This window comes from Actinoallomurus soli, from assembly GCF_024055715.1.
Taxonomy (GTDB): Bacteria; Actinomycetota; Actinomycetes; order Streptosporangiales; family Streptosporangiaceae; genus Actinoallomurus; species Actinoallomurus soli.
Map to the genome: position 1 here is coordinate 990,318 of NZ_JAMXMV010000001.1, position 18,138 is coordinate 1,008,455.

Below are 18,138 nucleotides of genomic sequence, written 5' to 3' on the forward strand. Positions count from 1 at the left end.
CGCCGATCAGGCCGGGCGGCGGGCTTACGTGGGCGGGGCCGGGCCCGCGGTGGGCGATCCGAGGAACGGCGGGTACCGGTCGCCGGGCACCAGGTTGCCGCCGTACAGCTCGGAGACCGTGACGAAGGCGTAGCCCTGTTTGCTCAGCGCGTCCAGGATGCCGGGAATCGCGGCCACGCTCGTCGGCCGGATGTCATGCATGATCACAATGTGGCCCGGCTTCGCGCCGGCCAGGACCCGCTTCGTCACCACCGCGGTGTTGCGGTCCTTCCAGTCCAACGTGTCGACGGTCCACAGGATCTGCGCCAGTCCCATCTGCTTGGCGATCTCGTTGAGCTGCTTGTCCGAGTACCCGTAGGTCGGGCGCATCACCGTCGGCGTCGTGCCGGTGGCCTGCAGGATGGCCTCCTGCGTGCGGATGAGCTCGTCCTCGACCTTCGCTCGCGGGGCACCGGTCAGCTTGGCGTGGTCGAACGTGTGGTTGCCGATCTGGTGGCCCTCGGTGGCCTCCCGTTTCAGGATGTCCTGGTTGTTCGCCACCTGCTGGCCGAGGACGAAGAAGGTCGCGTGCGCGCCGTGCGCCTTCAGGATGTCCAGAAGCTTGGCGGTGCCGGTGACCGGTCCGTCGTCGAAGGTGAGCGCGATGCACTTGCGCACGTGGCAGTCGACCTTCGCCGGGGCCGCCGGCCGCGGCTTCGCGGCCCGATGGGCGGCGGACCGGTTCTCGTGGGACGGCGAACGGGCGAGAAGGAACACCCCCGCGCCCACCACACCGCCCACCAATACGGCCGCGCCGAGGGCGGCGGGCACGGCCCAACGCCGTTGCAGAAATCCGCTTTTCTCGTCTTTATTACTTTTATCGTTTTCGTCGTTCGTCACCTTTGCCCCCGACTGAGCGACTTTTGGTCATGCGCAGGGTTCGGGGGGCGGCCAGGAACGGTCCGGAATGTCGAGCCGAACAGCGGGGACCGCGATGGGCCACCCCCGTCGCGTTACCTATACCCGCGAAATCCGGCCGCCCGAACGCGCGATGAAGAACGCTGTCGGGAAAGGACCGGCGGCTCGGGGCCGGCGGCGTGGCGCGCGGAAAACCGGTTTCGGGCTGTCAGTGCCCGCTGGCATACTGCCCGCGGAGGTAAGTGATCACTGTGACCGTTGAACCTTACAGGCGGGTCCTGGCCATCCCCGGAGTCCGGACGCTGCTGCTCGTCGGCCTGGTCGCCCGGATCCCCGTCGTGGCGTGCGGACTGACGCTGACCCTGTACGTGGTCGGCGGCCTGGGACGCGGGTTCATGCAGGCGGGCCTCGTCGGCGCGGCCTCGACCGCCGGAGTGGCGGTCGGCGCCCCGATCGCCGGGCGCTTCGTGGACCGGCGCGGCCTCCGGCCGGTCCTGGTGGTCACCACGCTCGCCCAGCTGGTCTTCTGGACGGCCGCGCCGTTCCTGTCGTACTGGCCGCTGTTCGCCGGCGCCTTCGTGAGCGGGGTCCTGGCGTTGCCGGTCTTCACCGTCGTCCGCCAGTGCGTCGCGGCCGCCGTCCCGGCCGAGCACCGCCGCAGCGCGTACGCGCTGGACTCGATGCTCGTCGAGGTGGCCTACATGACCGGCCCGGCGCTCGCCGTGGCCGTCGCGACCGCGATCGGCAGTTCCTGGACGATGGCGCTCATCGGTATCGGCCTGGTCGGGTCCGGCGCGGCACTGCTGGCGCTCGACCCGCCCATCCGCGTCGACGACGAGCCGGAGACCGGCCGGGCCGCGGTGCGCCGCCGGGAGTGGCTGACTCCCGCCCTGTTCGCGCTGCTCGGCGTGACGGCGGCGGCGACGTTCGTGCTCGCCGCGACGGAGCTCGGCCTGGTCGCGGTGCTCAAGGCCGACTCCGCGACCCGCTGGACCGGCCTGGTGCTCGCCGTGTGGGGGCTCGCGTCGATGGCCGGCGGGTTCGTGTACGGCGCGCTGGCCCGGGGCTTCTCCCCGCTCGTCATCGTCGGCGGCATGGCCGCGCTCACCGTTCCCATGGGCCTGGCCGGGCACTGGGGATGGCTCTGCCTCGCGCTGCTCCCGGCGGGAGTGATGTGCGCCCCGGCCATCTCCACCACGATCGACACCCTCAGCCGATGGGTGCCGGCCGCGGCCCGCGGCGAGGCGACCGGACTGCACGGCACCGCGATGACCCTGGGCCTGGCCGTCTCGGGCCCTCTCACCGGCGTCATCATCGACGGCCTGGGCACCCGCTGGGCGTTCGCCATCTCCGGCGCGGCCGGTCTCCTCGTGGTCCTGCTCGCCGCCCCGGCCTGGCGGCGCGCCCCGCAGCCGGCGGCGCCGCCCGCGCCCGCCGCCGCGGCACCCGTCGCCGACGCCGCCTGACGGCGGGCGCGGCCGGCCTGCGAGACCGGGTCCCGCGAACGGCGGAGCCGGTGTATTGCTGATTCATGCGACGACTGAACGACCCGGCGGCGCTGCGCGGGCGCCGCGTCCTCGTCACCGGAGCGGCGCGCGGCATCGGCGCGGCCCTCGCCCGCCGTCTGCACGCCCGCGGTGCCCGAGTCGCCCTGGCGGGCCTGGAGCCGGACGGTCTGGCGGCCGTCGCGCGCGACTGCGCGGACGCGCCCTGGCGGACCTGCGACGTCACCGACCGCGACCTCGTCGAACGGGTGGTGGCGGAGCTGGCCGATCGGCTGGGCGGCCTGGACGTCGTGGTGGCCAACGCTGGTGTCGCCTGCCAGTGGCCCGTCCTCGGCGGTGATCCCGAGGTCCTGGAGACGACCATGCGCGTGAACGTCTTCGGCACCTACCACACCCTGCGGTCGGCGGGCCCGTACATCGCCCACCCGGAGGGCTACGCGCTGACGGTCGCCTCGCTGGCCGCCGCCGTCCATGCGCCGCTGCTCGGCGCCTACAGCGCCTCGAAGGCCGCGGTCGAGGCCCTGGGCGACACGCTCCGCGTCGAGCTGCGGCACACCGGCGCGCGGGTGGGCGTCGCCTACTTCGCCGAGCTGGACACCGACATGACGCACCGCGGGTTCGGCACGCGGGCCGCCGCCGCGCTGCAGGGCAGGCGCGGAGCGTTCACCGGGGTGACGCCGCTCCGGGCCGGGGTCGACGCGCTCGAACGCGGCATCGCGACACGCGCCCGGCGGGTGCACGCCCCGCGCTGGGTCGGGCCGGTCCTGTACGGGCGGATGGCGGCCCAGCGTGTGCTCGAGACGGCGGTGCGGGCACGAGTGGAGCCCGCTCTGCGGATCGCGGCCGAAGAGGACCCGCCGCTGACGACACCGCAGCCCGAGGAGCGGGCCGGATGACGGATCCGCACGGCACGGCACCGCGGAACGCGGCGCCGCAGGATGCAGCGCCGCCGAGTGCGGGGGCACGGGGTGCGGGGGCACGGGGTGCGGTGTCGCAGGGCGCAGCGCCGTGGAATGCGGAGCGAAGAGATGCAGGACCGCGCGTCCCGGCCGGTTCGCGCCGCGAGCTGGGCACGCCGGCGTGGGTGTTCGCCCGGCTGGCGGGACGGCGCGCGGGCACGGCGCCGCCGGTGCTGTTCCGGGTGCTCGGCCGGCACCGCCGGTTGTTCCGCGGCTGGCTCCACTTCGCCGGCCGGCTGATGCCGGGCGGTCTGCTGCCCCGCCGCGAGACCGAGCTGGTCATCCTGCGGGTCGCGCACCTGCGGGGCTGTCGTTACGAGTTCGGCCATCACGTACGCCTCGGTGCGCGGGCCGGGGTCACCGCCGTCGATGTGGCCCGGCTCGTCGAGCACGGGGCCGAGGACGACGGCTGGTCGCCGCGCGAGCGCGCGGTCCTGGCGGCGGTGGACGCGCTGCAGGCCGAGCGCGACCTCGACGACACGGCGTGGGAACGGCTCCGCGCGCACCTCGGCGACCGGGAGTGCATCGAGCTGATCATGCTCGTCGGCCACTACGACATGCTCGCGACGGCCATCACCGCGCTGCGGATCCCGCCCGATCCCTCCCGGTGAGCGCCGTCCCCACCGCAGCTCCCGCAGATCGCTGATCGCCGATGGAACCCGAGCGCGCCTCGTCGTGCTGCCGGGGGAGGGGCGTGTGCTCCGGCGTCGGGACGGCATCGGAGCGGCCCTCGCGAAGAAGGCCTCGTGGCCGGCCGACGTCGCCGGGTGGTCCCCGCGAGGCGGCCGGCAGGGCGCCGTCACAGGGCGGTCGGCGGGCTCCCGCGGGGCGAACAGTGCGTCGACGGAGATGCGGCGGTGAAGATGCCGACGGGCGTCTGACGCCCTACCGTGCCGCCGTCAGATCCGCGTCACCGGTGGGTGCGTCTCCGGGGATCTCGTCCGTGCTGGACAGGAACCGGTCGAGACCGGTGATCTTGAGCATGCGCTGGACGTGCCCGGCGGGCCGGAGCAGCAGAAGCTCGCCACCGTCCTTACGCGCGCGCTTCCAGGCGCCGACGAAGCAACCGAGCCCGACCGAGTCGCAGAATTCGAGCGAGGACAGGTCGAGCGCGATCCGGACCTGGCCCGCCGACAGCATCGCGTCGAGCTCGTCGCGGATGCCGCCGACGGTCGTGTAGTCCAGCTCGCCCGCCACGTGTACCAGCGACCACTCGCCCCGTGGCTCGACCGCCACGTCCAGCGTCGCCTCGTCCGATCGGTCCGCCGTCATTCGTCCCCACCTCCACGCCGAATGATGGTGGTCTCAACCTTACGGCCCCCAGTCATTCTTGGCCGATGGTACGACAACCCCGATCACGCTCATCTTCTTCCCCGGCATCTGCGTCAGCATCCATGTATTGTCGATTGACAAAGTAGGAAATATCTCTCACTCTGGATGGCGCGAGCCGGACGGCCGCCTCAGGTGCTCGTACAGGTCCCTGAACGTCGATGAAGGAATCCGCCATGCCACGACTTCAGCTTGCGAAGCTCGACCCTCACCTCCCTGATTCATCTCCCGACCTGGACGTCGGGCCGCCGAAGGTTCCGGGCACGCCACCGGGCGGCCTCTTGGAGGTGATCCCGCTTCCCGGGACCGGCCAGGTCGTGGTGATCACCGCTCAGCTTCTCCCGGCCGGAGACGTGGGAACGCCGGTCGTCGTGCCGCCCCGGGGATCCCCGCCTGTTCCGTGGGGCCGGCGGCCGACCGGGCAGGAGCCCGACGACCTGGTCGTCGACCGCGACGCCAGGCGTGTCTGGGCGGACGGTGAGGAGGTGCCGTTGACGTTCCAGGAGTTCGAGCTGCTGGAGTACCTGACCGCCCGCCCCGGAAAGGTGATCTCCCGCCTCCACCTCATGAACGCGGTCTGGGAAGGCGCGTCGGTGGCCGTGCCCCGTACGGTCGACGTGCACGTCCACCGACTGCGCCGCAAGCTCGGGCGCCACGGCACGCGCCTGGTGACCGTACGGCGGGTGGGCTACTGCTACCGGCGGCCGGAGGCCCACGACGCGGCGCCCTGAGGAACCCTTGCGTCCCCGGCCGCCGGGCCGGCTCAGCCTTCGAAGAAGGTGATGCGCACTCCGGAGACGGCGCGCTCGACCGGGACGAAGCGGGCCAGGCCGGTCTGTGCCCGCAGGGCCTCGCTGAGGTAGACGCGGCCGGGCCGTCCGAGGTCCTGTGCCATCTTCGACGCGACGTTGACGGGAGCGCCGGCGATGTCCCGGCCGCCGCCCGGCGTCTCGCCGGTCAGCACCGGCCCGGTGTCCACGCCGATGCGGCAGATGATCTCGCGCTCGGCCAGGTCCGAGCGCAGCCGGAGGGCGAACTTCACGGCGGGCCCGGGCTCGTCGAAGAGGTAGATGCCCAGAGGGCCGGCGACCTTGATCTCGACGGCGCCGGTGGGCGGCAGCAGGCGAAGGGCCGTCTCCCGCATCGTGGCCGACAGGGCGAGTCCTCTCAGGACCGCCAGGTCGGGGGTCCCCGCCGAGGCGCCGCCGCGCTCGACGAGGACGACCGTCCGCTCGCGGAGGTGCCGGGCGGTCAGCCGGGCGAGCAGCTCGGCGTCGCCGGGGGAGTGCTCGAGGCGCAGCAGGTCGGCGTGGAACTCGGGGGAGTAGGGGATGGGGTACCGCTCGTCCTCGACGGGACGCACGTCCTCCAGGCGCGGACCGTCGAGCACCCGGTGGACCGGGCCGAGCGGATGCCGCAGGTCGTCCCTGCGACGCAGGACGAAGGGGTGATCGGACGGCAGGAGGCCGACCACCGGCGCGGTCACGGCGATCTCCCCGCCCTCGGTGTGGTTCTCCGCGATGTCCTCGATCCCGTCGGCATCCTCGCCGTACAGCCCGCCGGACAGCTCGTCGAAGGTCCCACGGTGGACGCCGATGCCGATCCGGACCCGGCAGTGGCGCCGGATCTCGTCCTGCACGCTCAGGAGGGCCGAGAGCAGCGTCGAGGCGCGCGTGTCCGCCGGATGGAACATCTGGGCGTTGTCGGCCGCCCACACTCCGATCGCGCGTCCCCCGACGGCCCGGCCGTACGCGTGCAGGATCCGCTTCGGCCGGTCTATCAGCGCCAGGACCTCCAGGAGCGCCGCCTGCTCGCTGAGCCGGGTCAGCCCGGCCGAGTCGGACACGACGCTGTAGCCCTCGACGGCGTATCCGCTCAGCAGGCGCCGCGCGTCCTCGGCCGTCTGGCCGGTGTGCCGCCACCGCTGGACGAGGTCGTGGGGGAGCCCGCCGACGAGGTCGCGGGTCAGGTCGTAGTCGCCGGGCGTCGGCCGGCCTGCGGGGGGTTCCGAGGTCACGCGGTCAGCGTAACAGCGTATCGTGATCGATTGGATGCGGTCCGTGATAAAAATCTACAATGTAAAGGGAGGGGCGTGCGTCACCGGCGAGCGCCGGTGTTCATCCCGGCGTCGGTGCGTTCCGGCTCGACGCTGCCGCGCGCCGTCCTGAACGAGCATTCGCAGCTGTACGCGCCGCACGAGCTGCGCCTGAAGGCGACCGAACGACGGGCACGGCACCTTCGGTCAGCGAAGGAGGACAGGTGCCCCGAGGTCCGGGGGCTCACTCCAGTTCGTGGAGGACCTCGAGCCTTCGCTCCCACGCTCGCGGCACGCGCCGGCGGCGGGCCAGGGCCGCCGGGAGACGGAGCAGCACCTGGCGCAGGGTGTCCCGGGCCAGTGGGTCGCGCAGGGCCTCGATCGCCAGCGCGCCCGTGCGGCGCAGCGCCCGGCCGGCCGACAGCCGCATCCAGGTCACGAGCAGGTCGTTGCGGCGGTGCAGGGCGAGTCGCCGCGCGGAGTCCCCGCGAAGGCCGGACGGCGCGTGGCGTGCCGTCACCTCCGGAACGTACGCCAGCCCCCATCCGGACACGGCCAGATCCAGGGCGGGCAGGCTCTCCTCGCCGCCGAAGAACAGCAGTTCGTCGAATCCGCCGACGTCGAGGAAGGCGTCACGCCGGACCACGGCGGCGCACGCGGGGAACAGGAGGACCGACGGTCCCGGCAGGTCGGGTTCCCGGCCCAGTGCCCCCTGCGCCATCTTCCGCGAGACGTGGTCGAGCCGCCCGTCGCCCAGGTCGATCCGCGCGACCAGCACCGCCAGGCGCGGATGCCGGTCGAGCGCGCGGACGGCGGCGTGCAGGGCGCGGGGCTCCCACCAGGAGTCGTCGTCGCTGAACGCCACGTACGGCGTGCGGGCGAGACGCACGCCGATGTTGCGGGCCGCGCCGCCCCGGTTGGCGGGCAGGACGACGAGGCGCACGTCCGGGAACCCGGTGGCCACCAGGTCCGCCGTACCGTCCGAGGAGGCGTTGTCGACCACGATGACCGGCGGGCGCTTCGGCAGCGCCCGGAGGCGGGCCAGCGTCCGCTCCAGTTCCCGGCGGCGGTTCCAGGTGGCCACCACGACGGTGACGCGGGCCGGTGCCCGCGCGGTCGGGCGCCGGGTGTCATCCGCCGGCGTCGGATCCGTCACGGCGCCGGGACCAGGCGTCGCCGGCGACCACGTGTCGGCGGCGACGGCGAACACCTCGAACACTCGCCGGCTCAGCGTCGCGGCAGCTCGCCGAGATCAACATGATCGAGGCTCCCCCCGAGAGCGGATCGTCCCCGTAGTCCGGATTCCTACCCGGTGCGGTGTTCGCGCAGACCTTGGTCGGGTGGCGTCCCCGACTCGACGGGCCACCATCGACGGCAGCGGGTTCGCGGACCGCGGCACGGTCGTTCACCGGCCGCGTCCCGGGTCAGGGACAGAAGGCACTGAGGACGACGGCGTCGAGGTGCGCGACCTTGGCGTCGCTGACAGGCTCGGCGGTTGCGGCGATGGCGATCGCGCGCCCGTCCTCGGCGGCGAAGGCCGCCGTGCCGTATCCGGGGATTCCACCGTCGTGTCCCCACACCGCGCCGCCACAGGGCAGCGGGGTGCGGAACAGGCCGAGGCCGTACCCCGCGCCTCGCTTGTCCCCGGTGCCGACGGTGGTGCGCATCTCCTTGAGCTGTGCCGGCTCGAGCAGTCTCCCGCCGAGCAGTGCGGCGAGGTAGCGGATGAGGTCGCCGTTGGTCGAGACGATCTGGCCGGCGGACCAGGCCCAGGAGGGATCCAGCTCGGTGACGTCGCGCAGCGGGCCTGTCGTGCCCGTCTCGGGGGCATAGCCCCGGGGATGGGCCTCATGGATGGTCTGGTCGCCCACGATCGGGAAGTAGGTGTGGCGCAGCCCGGCACGCTTGATCACCCGGTTGGTGATCTCTTCGATCACCGGGCGGCCGGTGGCCTTCTCGATGATCAGCCCGGCGACGATGTAGTTCGTGTTGGAGTACTCCCAGCGCGTGCCGGGACTGAAATGGGCCTTCTGCTTCAGCGCGAGGTCAAGCAGTGTCCGGGGCTCCATGTAGACGTGCTGGTAGGACAGGTAGTTCCGATCGAAGATGGTGGCGTAGTCCGGCAGGCCGCTGGTGTGCTGGAGGATCTGGCGGACGGTGATGCGGCGGCCGTCGATGCCGGCCCCGCGGATCAGTCCGGGCAGATAGCTCTCGACCGGCTTGTCCAGGCCGATCCTCCCCTCGCCGACGAGCTGGAGGATGACGGCGGAGGTGAAGCCCTTGGTGATGCTGCCGATGCGCACCTGTCCGTCGACCGGCACCTTGGCTCTGGTGCGCAGGTCCGCGACGCCCGCGGTGTAGTCGCGCACCCGCCCGTCGCGGCCGCGGACGGCGGCCAGCACGGCGGGGTATCCGTCTTTGCGTACCAGGTCGTCCAGCCGCCGTTGGATCGCGTCGCCGGCGGGGCCGGCCGGAGAGCTCGCCCTGCCGGGGGCGTGGCCACGCGCGGTGGAACAGCCGGGCAAGGCCAGAGTGCCGAGCAGGGCGAGCGCGGTGGCGAGCGCGGCCGGGCGCCGCCCTGATCGCGAACGGTGATGGGGCATGGACGCAACGTTATGACGAGATGGGTCGTCCGGGGGCGTGTCGGGGGAGCGGCGCGGCGATGTCTTCGCCGGCCGGCGTCACCGTGACGGCGTCGACGCGGAGCACGTCCCGCCGTGCCGGCGGAGTCATGGACGGCTCGGTGACGGGGAGGCGTGCCCACGGCCGCCGCAGAACTCGGCGATGTAGGCCTTGTCCGTCAGCGCCATCTGCTTCTCCACTCCCCAGCCGCCGTTGACCACCCAGGCGAGCGTGTGAGCGCCGCCCGGCCGTCCGGCCATGCCGGTGAGGTATCCGTCGAGGGTACCGCCGTGGCCGTACACCGTGACCCCGCAGGGGAGCCTCGTGATGATCACCCCGAGGCCATACTTGTCGAGGTCCGAGCCCGCGCGGGACCTGGGAACGGGCGTCAGCATCTGCCGCAGGACGGGCCGCGGGAGCAGACGTCCCGCGAGCAGGGCCGAGACGAAGCGGTTCAGGTCTCCGACGGTCGAGACGAGGTCACCGGAGGCGGGCGCGAAAGTGGGGGTGCGCGCGGTCACGTCCTCGACGGCGCCGGAGCCCGAGGACGTGTATCCGTGCAGGTACGGAGGATCGATGGACCGCGATGCGCCGGGGAAGTAGGTCGAACGCAGCCCCAGCGGCCGGATGATCCGCCGGGTTGTCTCTTCGGCGTACGATCGGCCGGTGACCCGCTGGATGATCATCCCGAGCAGGACATAGTCGGTGTCGGAGTAGTTCCAGCCCGATCCGGGACGGAACAGCGGGGGATGGGAGACCGCGACGCGGACCAGCGCGCGTGGCGGGACCCGTCGGGACGGATCCCGTTCGAAGGCCTGGCCCAGCTCCTTGTCGTTCGTGTAGTCGAACAGGCCGCTCGTATGGTCCAGCAACATCCGAACGGTGATCCGCCCCCCGTCGTTGCCCTTGCCGTCGACCAGACCCGGCAGCCACTGCCCGACGGTGTCGGTCAGCCGGATCCGGCGTTCGGCGACCAGTTGCAGGACCGTCGTCGCGACGAACGTCTTGGTGATGCTGCCGGCCCTGAAGCGCGCGTCCGGCCGCGGCGGTCCGCCGGTCCGCACGTCGCCGACCCCGATGGCGACGTCGTGGATCCGTCCCGGCCGGCGGGCCTGCGCCAACGCCCCTGGATAGTGGTTCTGGCGCACGGCCTCGGCGAAGACCTCGCGCAGGGCAGAGTCGTCGTGATCCGCGGCCGGGAGGGAATGCGCCGGAGGTCCGGCGAGCGCCGCGGCCATGGCGGCCACCGCCATGACGGCCCGGCGAGAGACTTCGCCACGAGACGGTGTTCGCCCCATCAGCCCTCCCCGGGCTCGGCGCCGGCCCCGTCTGCGGGATTCCCGCAACCCGCGTGACACCTGCACGCGACCATTCGATATTGCGGCGATTGCCGTTGCAACAAATGAACCGCAAACCAAGCTAACGTTCTTGTAAAGCGCAGATCGCGCACTGGCCTGCCTTTGCTGATTAGTTGCATCCCTGTTGCGGTGTTCGTGACTGGGTGAGTGACAATGAAGTCATGACAAGGAGGCCCGAACGGTCATATTCGTCCAGGTCCGGATAGATCGTTCCTCGTAAGGCCTGATCAAAGGGGGGATTTCACATGGACAGGGCGATGACGATTCAGGCTGTCGTCGATGACGAGTTCCGTGCCCAGCTCATGGCGGATCCGACCGCCTTCGGCGCCGGGATCGGTTCGCTGCCCGACCCGATCGAGCAGTCCGGCCGGGAGTCTCTGGAGTTCTGGGTGAAGGGCGACGCCGGCGAGATCTACGCTTGTCCGAGCACCCATCACTGCAACCACACCTACGCCTGTCACCCGACCTATTAGGCGGCGGGTGAAGACGCCCGAATGGGCGCGGTCGGCAGCCGTCGACCGCGCCCGCGTCGAGATTCACGCGCGTCCGCGAACGTGCGCGGACGGAACGGCCATCCACCGTTGATCGCGCGATCAGGCTCGCTGACCGTCGCGCACCGAAAGGAGTCTCGACCATTGGGTGATCACTCCTTCGTCGACATCGCCGCCGCCGCCGCGAACCTCGCCGAACGTCTGCACGTCGTCGCCAGGCTGGACGCGACCGGACCGGCGAGGCCGGCCGGCCCGCTGCCTCGTTTCGACACCTGGAAGATCGACCGGATCTCCCGGCGGCTCGCCGTGAAGACCGACGTGAAGACGCCGCGGCCGGCCACGGCCGCCGGTCACGGCCAGGACGGCCTCATGCGGGCGCTCACCGTCTTCCGGAACCACGAACTCGGCCTGGGCGAGGCCGATGACGACACCAAGGCGGTCTTCGCCGAGGTTCAGCGCTCCTGGCTGCCGACCTACCAGGCCGCGGTCGGCCGGTTCGACCGTTCCGCCGACGATGCGCCGGACGCGAGTTGGCGGCGGCCCGAGACCTACTACGGCCGGCTCGCCATCGCCTGCGAGCCCTTCCTGCGCGAGCTCGGTCGCCGGATGGACGCCGCACGGGCGCGTCGTCCCGGCCGGTTCGGCCGCCGCATGACCGAGGGTCTGCAGTGGCACCTCTTCGAGCGTTTCGAACTGGCACTCGCCTGGGCCGTGGAGGCCGACGGGAAGGTCTACCGCGCCGAGGCGGGCATCGACAGGGAGCAGGCGACCCGCGAGGACTTCCGCGCGTATCTCGACGCCACATTCGCCGACGCGGCGGCCCATCACCGGTTCCATCTCAGGTTCCCGGTGCTGGGACGCTGGCTGGCGCACGTCACCGCCTTGCTGGCCGATTTCGGGTGCGAGCTCATCGAACGCCTCGATGCGGATGCCGCGGCGATCGGCCGCGAGATCTTCGGCGAGGACATCTCGTCATTCCTGTCGTTGCGGCCGGGTCTGTCCGACTATCACGCCGGGGCCCGCAGCGTCGCCGTCATCGAGGCTCGGCTGGCGGACGGCACGACCGGTTCGTTCGTCTACAAGCCGCGCTCGCTCACCGCCGAGGCGGCGATGCAGGAACTGCTCGGCCGGCTGCGCGACGACGGCGTGCTCGGCTTCGCCCCGCATGTCGTCCTGCGGCGGACGGGGTACGGGTATGAAGAGCTGATCCCGCCGGGCCGTAACCGGGTGACGACCCGGGGGGAGGCCGAGCGGATCTACCGGGAGCTCGGCGGCCACCTCGGGATCTTCTACGTGCTGGGCGGTGACGACCTGCACTTCGAGAACGTTCTGGTCGCCGACGGCCATGCCCACGTCTGCGACTGCGAGACCGCCCTCAGCGTGATCCTGCGCGGTCAGGCCCAACCGCCGGGGACACTGCTCGACTCGGTGTTCAGGACCGGTCTGCTCGAGTGGCCACGCGGGGCGGGCTCCGGTGCGGCCATCCGGGCCAGCGGCTACTCCGGAGGCGAGGCGTACGAGGTGCCGATGCCCGTGCCCTGTGTCAAAGGGCGGCGCGACAGCTTCCGGATGTCGGTGACGCACGTGACCGGCGTACGCGTCGAGCCGGAGACGTACAACCGGGTGTTCCTCGGCGGCACGTTGGTACGGCCGGAGGACTTCACCGAGGCGATCATGGAAGGGTTCGGCCGGGTGTACGAGTGGTTCGAGGGCCGTCCCGACGCGGCCGTACGCGCGGTGACGGAGACCTTCGGCGGTGCCTCCGTCCGGTACGTCAACTGGGGAACCCAGGCCTACGTCGATCTGCTGCAGTACGCCCGGCACCCGAAATGCCTGGTCGACCCCTTGGAGGTCGACCTGCTCCTCGGCACGGTCCGCACCTTCCCGCAAGTCTGGGACCAGGACGGCCGGCTCGCGGAGCGGGAGGTCGAGTCGATGTGGCGACTCGACGTACCGATCTTCACCGCGGACGCCCGCGGCGGCCCGCTGGTCCACGACCACACGACGGCGTTGGCGACCGGCCTCGACATCTCTCCGCTCGACCATGCCGTGCAGCGGATCCGGCTGCTGTCCGCGGACAACCGCGATCAGCAGCGCAGGTACATCGCGGCCGGCCTGTCCACGAGCGAGGTCGCCACCCCGGCGTTCACGTCCGCCTGCGTCGAGCAGGCGAGCCGGATCGGCGAGCGCCTGTGCGCCATGCTCCGTGAGCCATCGGAGCCAGCGCCGTGGACGTCCTACAAGAGCGGCCCCGACGGGCCCGTACGGGTCGGCGTCGGCGGCGACCTGTACGACGGGGCGACGGGCATCGCGCTGTTCCTCGCCTACCTCGACCACATCGCTCCAAGACCGGAGTTCCGGCAGGCGGCCGAACGGGCGCTGTCCCACGCCATCGCGGCCGCCGATCGCCGCGAGATCGGCGCCTTCAAAGGGATCGGCGGCCTGATCTACCTGCTCACCCACCTGCACCGCCTGTGGGGCGACCGCGAGCTGCTGAAGCTCGCGGTCCGCCTGGGCGAGGACCTACGGTCCCGGATCGAGGACGACACGGCACTGGACATCTTCAGCGGTGTGGCCGGCCTCGTCCCGGTGCTGCTCGGGCTCGCCTCCGAGGCGGACGGCCGGGGCATCGAGCAGGCACGGTCGTGCGCGGAGGTGTTGCTGCGCCACGGCGTCGGGGACGCCGACACGCTGAGCTGGCCACCACCCGATCCTCGCGTCGCCTCCGCCGATCTGACCGGATTCGCCCACGGCGCGGCCGGTATCGGATGGGCGCTGATCCGGCTCGGGCGGCTGACGGACCGGCCGGAGTACGTGACCGCCGGACTCCGGGCCTTCGCCTACGAGGCCCGGCATTTCGACGAGGCGACGCGAGATTGGTACGACCTGCGCACCCGCCCCGGCGGCTTCCGCCACAACGGCCGCTACTACGCCAACGCCTGGTGCAACGGCGCCGCCGGCATCGGCCTGAGCCGCGTCGCGAGCTGGGCGATCCTCGGCGGCGAGGATGAGTCCCTGCTGCGCGAGACCCGCTACGCCGTCTCGGCGACGCTACGGAACTTCCCCCGCCTGAGGAACGACACGCTCTGCCACGGCCGGTCGGGGAACGCCGAACTCTTCCTGCGTTTCGCCACGTTGCAGGACGAGCCGGTCTTCCGGTTGGAGGCGAACGTGCAGGCGCATGAGCAGTGGCGGCACTTCGGCGAGACCGAGAACGGCGTCATCGGGCAGGCGGAGGGCGTCCTTCCCGGGCTCATGGCCGGGATGTCCGGTTTCGGGATGCACGTCCTGCGCCTGGCCCACCCCGACCGGATCCCGTCCCCTCTCCTCCTGGATCCGGTACCTGGAACATGACAGAGGGGGAAGGGGTCGTCGAAACCGGTCGGATGCGCCGGCCGGAACCGGACGCTCCGCGCCGGTACCAGGACGTTCCCGCCATCCGGGCGACCGGCCTCCACAAGTCCTATCCGGACGTGGACGCCGTGCGCGGTGTCGACCTCACGGTCGAGCAGGGCGAGACGTTCGGCCTCCTCGGTCCGAACGGCGCGGGCAAGAGCACGATCATCGCGATGCTGTGCACGCTGGCCGTGCCCACCGCGGGGCGGATCGAGGTGGCCGGTCACGACGCCCGGACCGCGCCCGGCCGCGTACGGCGGAGCCTTGGAATCGTCTTCCAGGAGAGCACGCTCGACGGGGAGCTCACCGCCGCCGAGAACCTCCGCTTCCACGCCGATCTGTACGCCCTGCCGAGGGCGGGACTGGCCGCCCGGATCGAGGCGATGCTCGATCTGGCCGGGCTCGCGGCACGGCGTGACCACCTCGTACGGACCTTCTCCGGGGGGATGCGCCGCCGCCTGGAGATCGCCCGCGGCCTGCTGCACCGGCCACGCGTCCTCTTCCTGGACGAACCCACCATCGGCCTGGACCCGCAGGCACGCGACCGGCTCTGGGCCCACCTTCGCGAGGTGCGCGAACGCGAGACGACCACGCTCTTCTTGACGACGCACTACCTTGACGAGGCCGAGCGGTGCGACCGCGTCGCCATCGTCGACGAGGGACGGATCGTCGCCCGGGGTGCGCCGGCGGAGCTGAAGTCGGCCCTCGCCGCCGACCGCATCGACCTGCGCACCGGCGATGACGTGGCGGCGGCCGCGGCGCTCCGCGAGCGCTTCGGCATCGAGGCCGTCGCCGGACCGCGAGGTCTGCGCGTCCAGGCGGAGAACGGGGCGAGCCTCGTCCCCCGCCTGTGCTCGGGCCTGGACGTTCCGGTCCACGAGGTGACCGTCACCAGGCCCAGCCTCGACGAGGTCTTCCTGCACCACACCGGGCGCCACATCCGGGACGAGCCCGGGGGAGGCCACTGATGGCCGGCGGCGCCGCGCCATCCACGGCGTACGGGTGCGGCCTCGCCGCCGAACTCCGCGCCGCGCGCATGGTCTGGCAGCGGGAGATGCTGCACTTTCTCCGCGATCGGATCGGGACGCTGGTGTCCCTGCTGCAGTCTCTGATGTCCCTGTTCATCCTCGGCGTCGGGATGGGAGGGCTCTTCGCCGGCTCCGGCGTGGGGTCCGCGTCGGACTATCTGACGTTCCTGTTCCCCGGTGTGCTGGTGCTGGCGGCGCAACCTGCCACGGTCGCCGTGGGCGCGTCCATCGTCTGGGACCGGGAGGACGGTTTCCTCCGCGAGATGCTCGTCGCCCCCGTGCACCGGGCCACCCTGCTGATCGGCAGATGTCTCGGCGGCATGACGGTCGCGACCTGCCAGGGCCTGGTGATCCTGGCCGGCGCCGGACTGCTCCACATCCCCTACCGGCCTGGGATCTTCGGGCTGCTCACCGCCGAGCTGGCGCTGACGTCGCTCACGCTGACGGTGCTGGCCACGACGATCGCGGTCTTCGTCCGGCGGCCCCGTACGCTGACGGCCGTGCTGGGCGTGCTGATGGCGCCCCTGCTCTTCCTGTCCGGGACGATGTTCCCGATCAGCGCGCTGCCGGGCTGGCTGTCGTTGCTCTCCCGCCTTGACCCGCTGACCTACGCCGTGGACGCCATGCGGCGTACCGTCGGAGTCGATCGGCTCGTCCACGGACGGGCGATGCTGACCGCGCCGGTCACCTGGGGCGGCCTGCGCCCGGCACCACCGGTCGAACTGGCCGTCGTCGCCGCCTTCACGATGATCGCCCTCGTCGTGGCCGCCCGGCGCTTCTCCCGGCTCGGCTGACCGGCCGCCGCCTCCCGGCGACGCATGGATGCCCAGCGTCAGTGGAACATCACAATACGTGAAAAGTGAAGCTGTGCGGCCGGTCGTGCGAGCGGGCCTGGGGCACCGGCGGCGCCGGATGGCACCGGCAGCGGTCCTGGCGGGTGCACTCGTAGTCGGGGCATGCGGGACGGCCGCGTCACCGCATGCGGTCGTCTCGCGGCCGTACGACCAGAGGCGGCTGCAGCACGACGCCGACGCGATCGTCGCGACGGGAGTGACGGGAGTCCAGGCACGTGTGACCGGCGACGGCGGTGACCTTGTCGCCACCAGCGGCGTCGGTGACGTTCACTCCCGGCGACCGGTCAAGCCCGATGATCACTTCCGGATCGGCAGCTCCACCAAGACGTTCACGGCGACGGTCATCCTGCAGCTGGCCGGAGAGAAGAGACTGTCGCTGGACGACACGGTGGAACACTGGTTGCCGGGCGTGGTGCGCGGCAACGGCAACGATGGCAGCAAGATCACGATTCGCGAGTTGCTCCAGCACACCAGTGGCCTGAACGACGGCCCCGGTGGACATGAGACGCCGTCCGACTATTACCGGCACCGGTTCGACATCGTCCCGCCTGACGAGGTCGTGAAGGAGGCCATGAAGCACCGGCCGTCCTTCGCGCCCGGGACCTCATGGAAGTATTCGAACGCCGGCTACATCCTGCTCGGGATGATCATCAAGCGGGTGACCGGTCACCCGTGGTCCGAGGAGGTCGATCGGCGCATCGTCCGTCCGCTCGGCCTGTGGAACACGACCGTGCCGGGCCTCTCCCCGGACCTTCCGGCCCCGCATCCCGCGAGCTATGACCGTTTCCCGGACGGCACGCTCATCGACGTCACCCTGACCCGTGAGGCCTACACCGCCGACTCCGCCGGCGCCATGATCTCCACCACCGCCGACCTGGACCGCTTCTACCGCGCTCTTCTCACCGGCAGGCTGCTGCACCCGGCGGAGCTGGCCGAGATGAAGCGGACCGTCCCCGTGAACGCGAAGGTGCGGAAGGCCTTTCCCGGCGCGCGGTACGGGTTCGCGCTGTTCTCCATCCCGCTGTCCTGCGGCGGACGTTACTGGGGCCATGGCGGGGACATCCTGGGCTTCATGACGAGGAACGGCTTCACCGAAGACGGCCGCCGGGGCGCCGTGGTCTCGATGTCCACCGAGTTCGAGGGCTCCGACGCCGCCGCGGAGCGTCAGGGGAAAGCGGCCCTGGCGCTGATCGACCACGCACTCTGCCGAACCGGCTGAACCGCCGGGTGGTTCGCGGTACAGACGATCTGAGCGGGTCGTGCCGGCCGCCGGACGCACGCTGACCACCGCGATCAGCTGCGCGGTGAACCGCCTTGTGCGCGAATTACCTGCGCTTTTGCCCCGAATCTACAACTTGTCTGTTTAGCGTGGGTGAAAAGGCATCTTCCGCCAGGCCTCTCCTTCGGAGGCAGCCGGAGAAGCTTCGGCCGGTTGTGCGGCCGCGTGCGGGATTCGGCGCGCGGCGCTGAAACGCCCCTGCGGGAACGGGAGCCTGTCGGCGGCGAAACGTGAGCGGAGGGAATCATGGATCGCGGCAAGAAACTGATAGCCGCACTGGGCCTGACTGTGCTCGGTGCCGGTGGTTTCGGCGGGGGTCTTCAAGGCGCCACGGCGATGGCTCTGACCAGTGCCCCTCCTGTCCGGACGGTGGCCGGCGCCGGAC

Annotated in this window: 15 protein-coding genes; 9 read left to right on the plus strand and 6 right to left on the minus strand. The window is 71.5% G+C overall.

The window, feature by feature from the left end:
• Positions 1-24 precede the first annotated feature (24 nt).
• Positions 25-879 carry a polysaccharide deacetylase family protein gene (locus NDW01_RS04495; RefSeq protein WP_252816808.1) on the minus strand — a complete coding sequence of 285 codons (855 nt, stop codon included), beginning with the start codon at positions 877-879 and terminating at the stop codon, positions 25-27.
• Between the two features lie 269 nt (positions 880-1,148).
• On the opposite strand from NDW01_RS04495, the gene NDW01_RS04500 reads away from it, so the two are divergent.
• The 3 genes from NDW01_RS04500 to NDW01_RS04510 all read left to right on the plus strand — a co-directional run bounded on the left by NDW01_RS04500 (position 1,149) and on the right by NDW01_RS04510 (position 3,972).
• Entirely contained in the window at positions 1,149-2,363 is a 1,215-nt protein-coding gene (locus NDW01_RS04500) for an MFS transporter (RefSeq protein WP_252816809.1), read from the plus strand.
• Positions 2,364-2,428: 65 nt separating this feature from the next.
• Positions 2,429-3,298: an SDR family NAD(P)-dependent oxidoreductase gene (locus NDW01_RS04505; RefSeq protein WP_252816812.1), complete on the plus strand. Its 870-nt coding sequence runs from the start codon at positions 2,429-2,431 to the stop codon at positions 3,296-3,298.
• A 188-nt stretch (positions 3,299-3,486) separates the two neighbouring features.
• Positions 3,487-3,972: a carboxymuconolactone decarboxylase family protein gene (locus tag NDW01_RS04510; protein ID WP_252816814.1), complete on the plus strand. Its 486-nt coding sequence runs from the start codon at positions 3,487-3,489 to the stop codon at positions 3,970-3,972.
• Positions 3,973-4,246: 274 nt separating this feature from the next.
• Here the strand turns inward: NDW01_RS04510 and NDW01_RS04515 are convergent, their stop codons facing one another.
• Positions 4,247-4,633 carry an STAS domain-containing protein gene (locus NDW01_RS04515; protein WP_252816816.1) on the minus strand — a complete coding sequence of 129 codons (387 nt, stop codon included), beginning with the start codon at positions 4,631-4,633 and terminating at the stop codon, positions 4,247-4,249.
• Between the two features lie 233 nt (positions 4,634-4,866).
• Between NDW01_RS04515 and NDW01_RS04520 the strand changes: the two genes are divergently transcribed.
• A complete protein-coding gene (locus NDW01_RS04520) occupies positions 4,867-5,421 on the plus strand; it encodes a winged helix-turn-helix domain-containing protein (protein ID WP_252816818.1) in 555 nt (184 codons plus the stop codon).
• 32 nt (positions 5,422-5,453) lie between these two features.
• Here NDW01_RS04520 and NDW01_RS04525 read toward each other — a convergent pair whose 3' ends face one another.
• The 4 genes from NDW01_RS04525 to NDW01_RS04540 form a co-directional block, all read right to left on the minus strand.
• Complete coding sequence (locus NDW01_RS04525; protein ID WP_252816820.1) at positions 5,454-6,707, minus strand: nucleotidyl cyclase domain-containing protein; 1,254 nt, start codon at positions 6,705-6,707, stop codon at positions 5,454-5,456.
• A gap of 262 nt (positions 6,708-6,969) precedes the next feature.
• Positions 6,970-7,944 (minus strand): glycosyltransferase family 2 protein, encoded by a 975-nt coding sequence (locus tag NDW01_RS04530; RefSeq protein ID WP_308211632.1) that lies wholly within the window; start codon positions 7,942-7,944, stop codon positions 6,970-6,972.
• 205 nt (positions 7,945-8,149) lie between these two features.
• Positions 8,150-9,328: a serine hydrolase domain-containing protein gene (locus tag NDW01_RS04535; protein WP_252816823.1), complete on the minus strand. Its 1,179-nt coding sequence runs from the start codon at positions 9,326-9,328 to the stop codon at positions 8,150-8,152.
• Between the two features lie 126 nt (positions 9,329-9,454).
• The gene (locus NDW01_RS04540; RefSeq protein ID WP_252816825.1) at positions 9,455-10,645 is read right to left on the minus strand and encodes a serine hydrolase domain-containing protein; all 1,191 of its coding nucleotides are present in this window, start codon (positions 10,643-10,645) and stop codon (positions 9,455-9,457) included.
• A 317-nt stretch (positions 10,646-10,962) separates the two neighbouring features.
• Between NDW01_RS04540 and NDW01_RS04545 the strand changes: the two genes are divergently transcribed.
• The 5 genes from NDW01_RS04545 (at position 10,963) to NDW01_RS04565 (ending at position 17,693) form a co-directional block, all read left to right on the plus strand.
• Positions 10,963-11,178, plus strand: coding sequence for a cinnamycin family lantibiotic (locus tag NDW01_RS04545; protein ID WP_252816827.1), 216 nt, complete (start codon positions 10,963-10,965; stop codon positions 11,176-11,178).
• Positions 11,179-11,340: 162 nt separating this feature from the next.
• The gene (locus tag NDW01_RS04550; RefSeq protein WP_252816830.1) at positions 11,341-14,550 is read left to right on the plus strand and encodes a type 2 lanthipeptide synthetase LanM family protein; all 3,210 of its coding nucleotides are present in this window, start codon (positions 11,341-11,343) and stop codon (positions 14,548-14,550) included.
• 32 nt (positions 14,551-14,582) lie between these two features.
• A complete protein-coding gene (locus tag NDW01_RS04555; RefSeq protein WP_252816832.1) occupies positions 14,583-15,560 on the plus strand; it encodes an ABC transporter ATP-binding protein in 978 nt (325 codons plus the stop codon).
• Positions 15,560-16,414 (plus strand): ABC transporter permease, encoded by an 855-nt coding sequence (locus NDW01_RS04560; RefSeq protein WP_252816834.1) that lies wholly within the window; start codon positions 15,560-15,562, stop codon positions 16,412-16,414. Before NDW01_RS04555 ends, NDW01_RS04560 begins: the two co-directional genes overlap by 1 nt.
• A 58-nt stretch (positions 16,415-16,472) precedes the next feature.
• Entirely contained in the window at positions 16,473-17,693 is a 1,221-nt protein-coding gene (locus tag NDW01_RS04565; protein WP_252816836.1) for a serine hydrolase domain-containing protein, read from the plus strand.
• Positions 17,694-18,138: the final 445 nt, after the last annotated feature.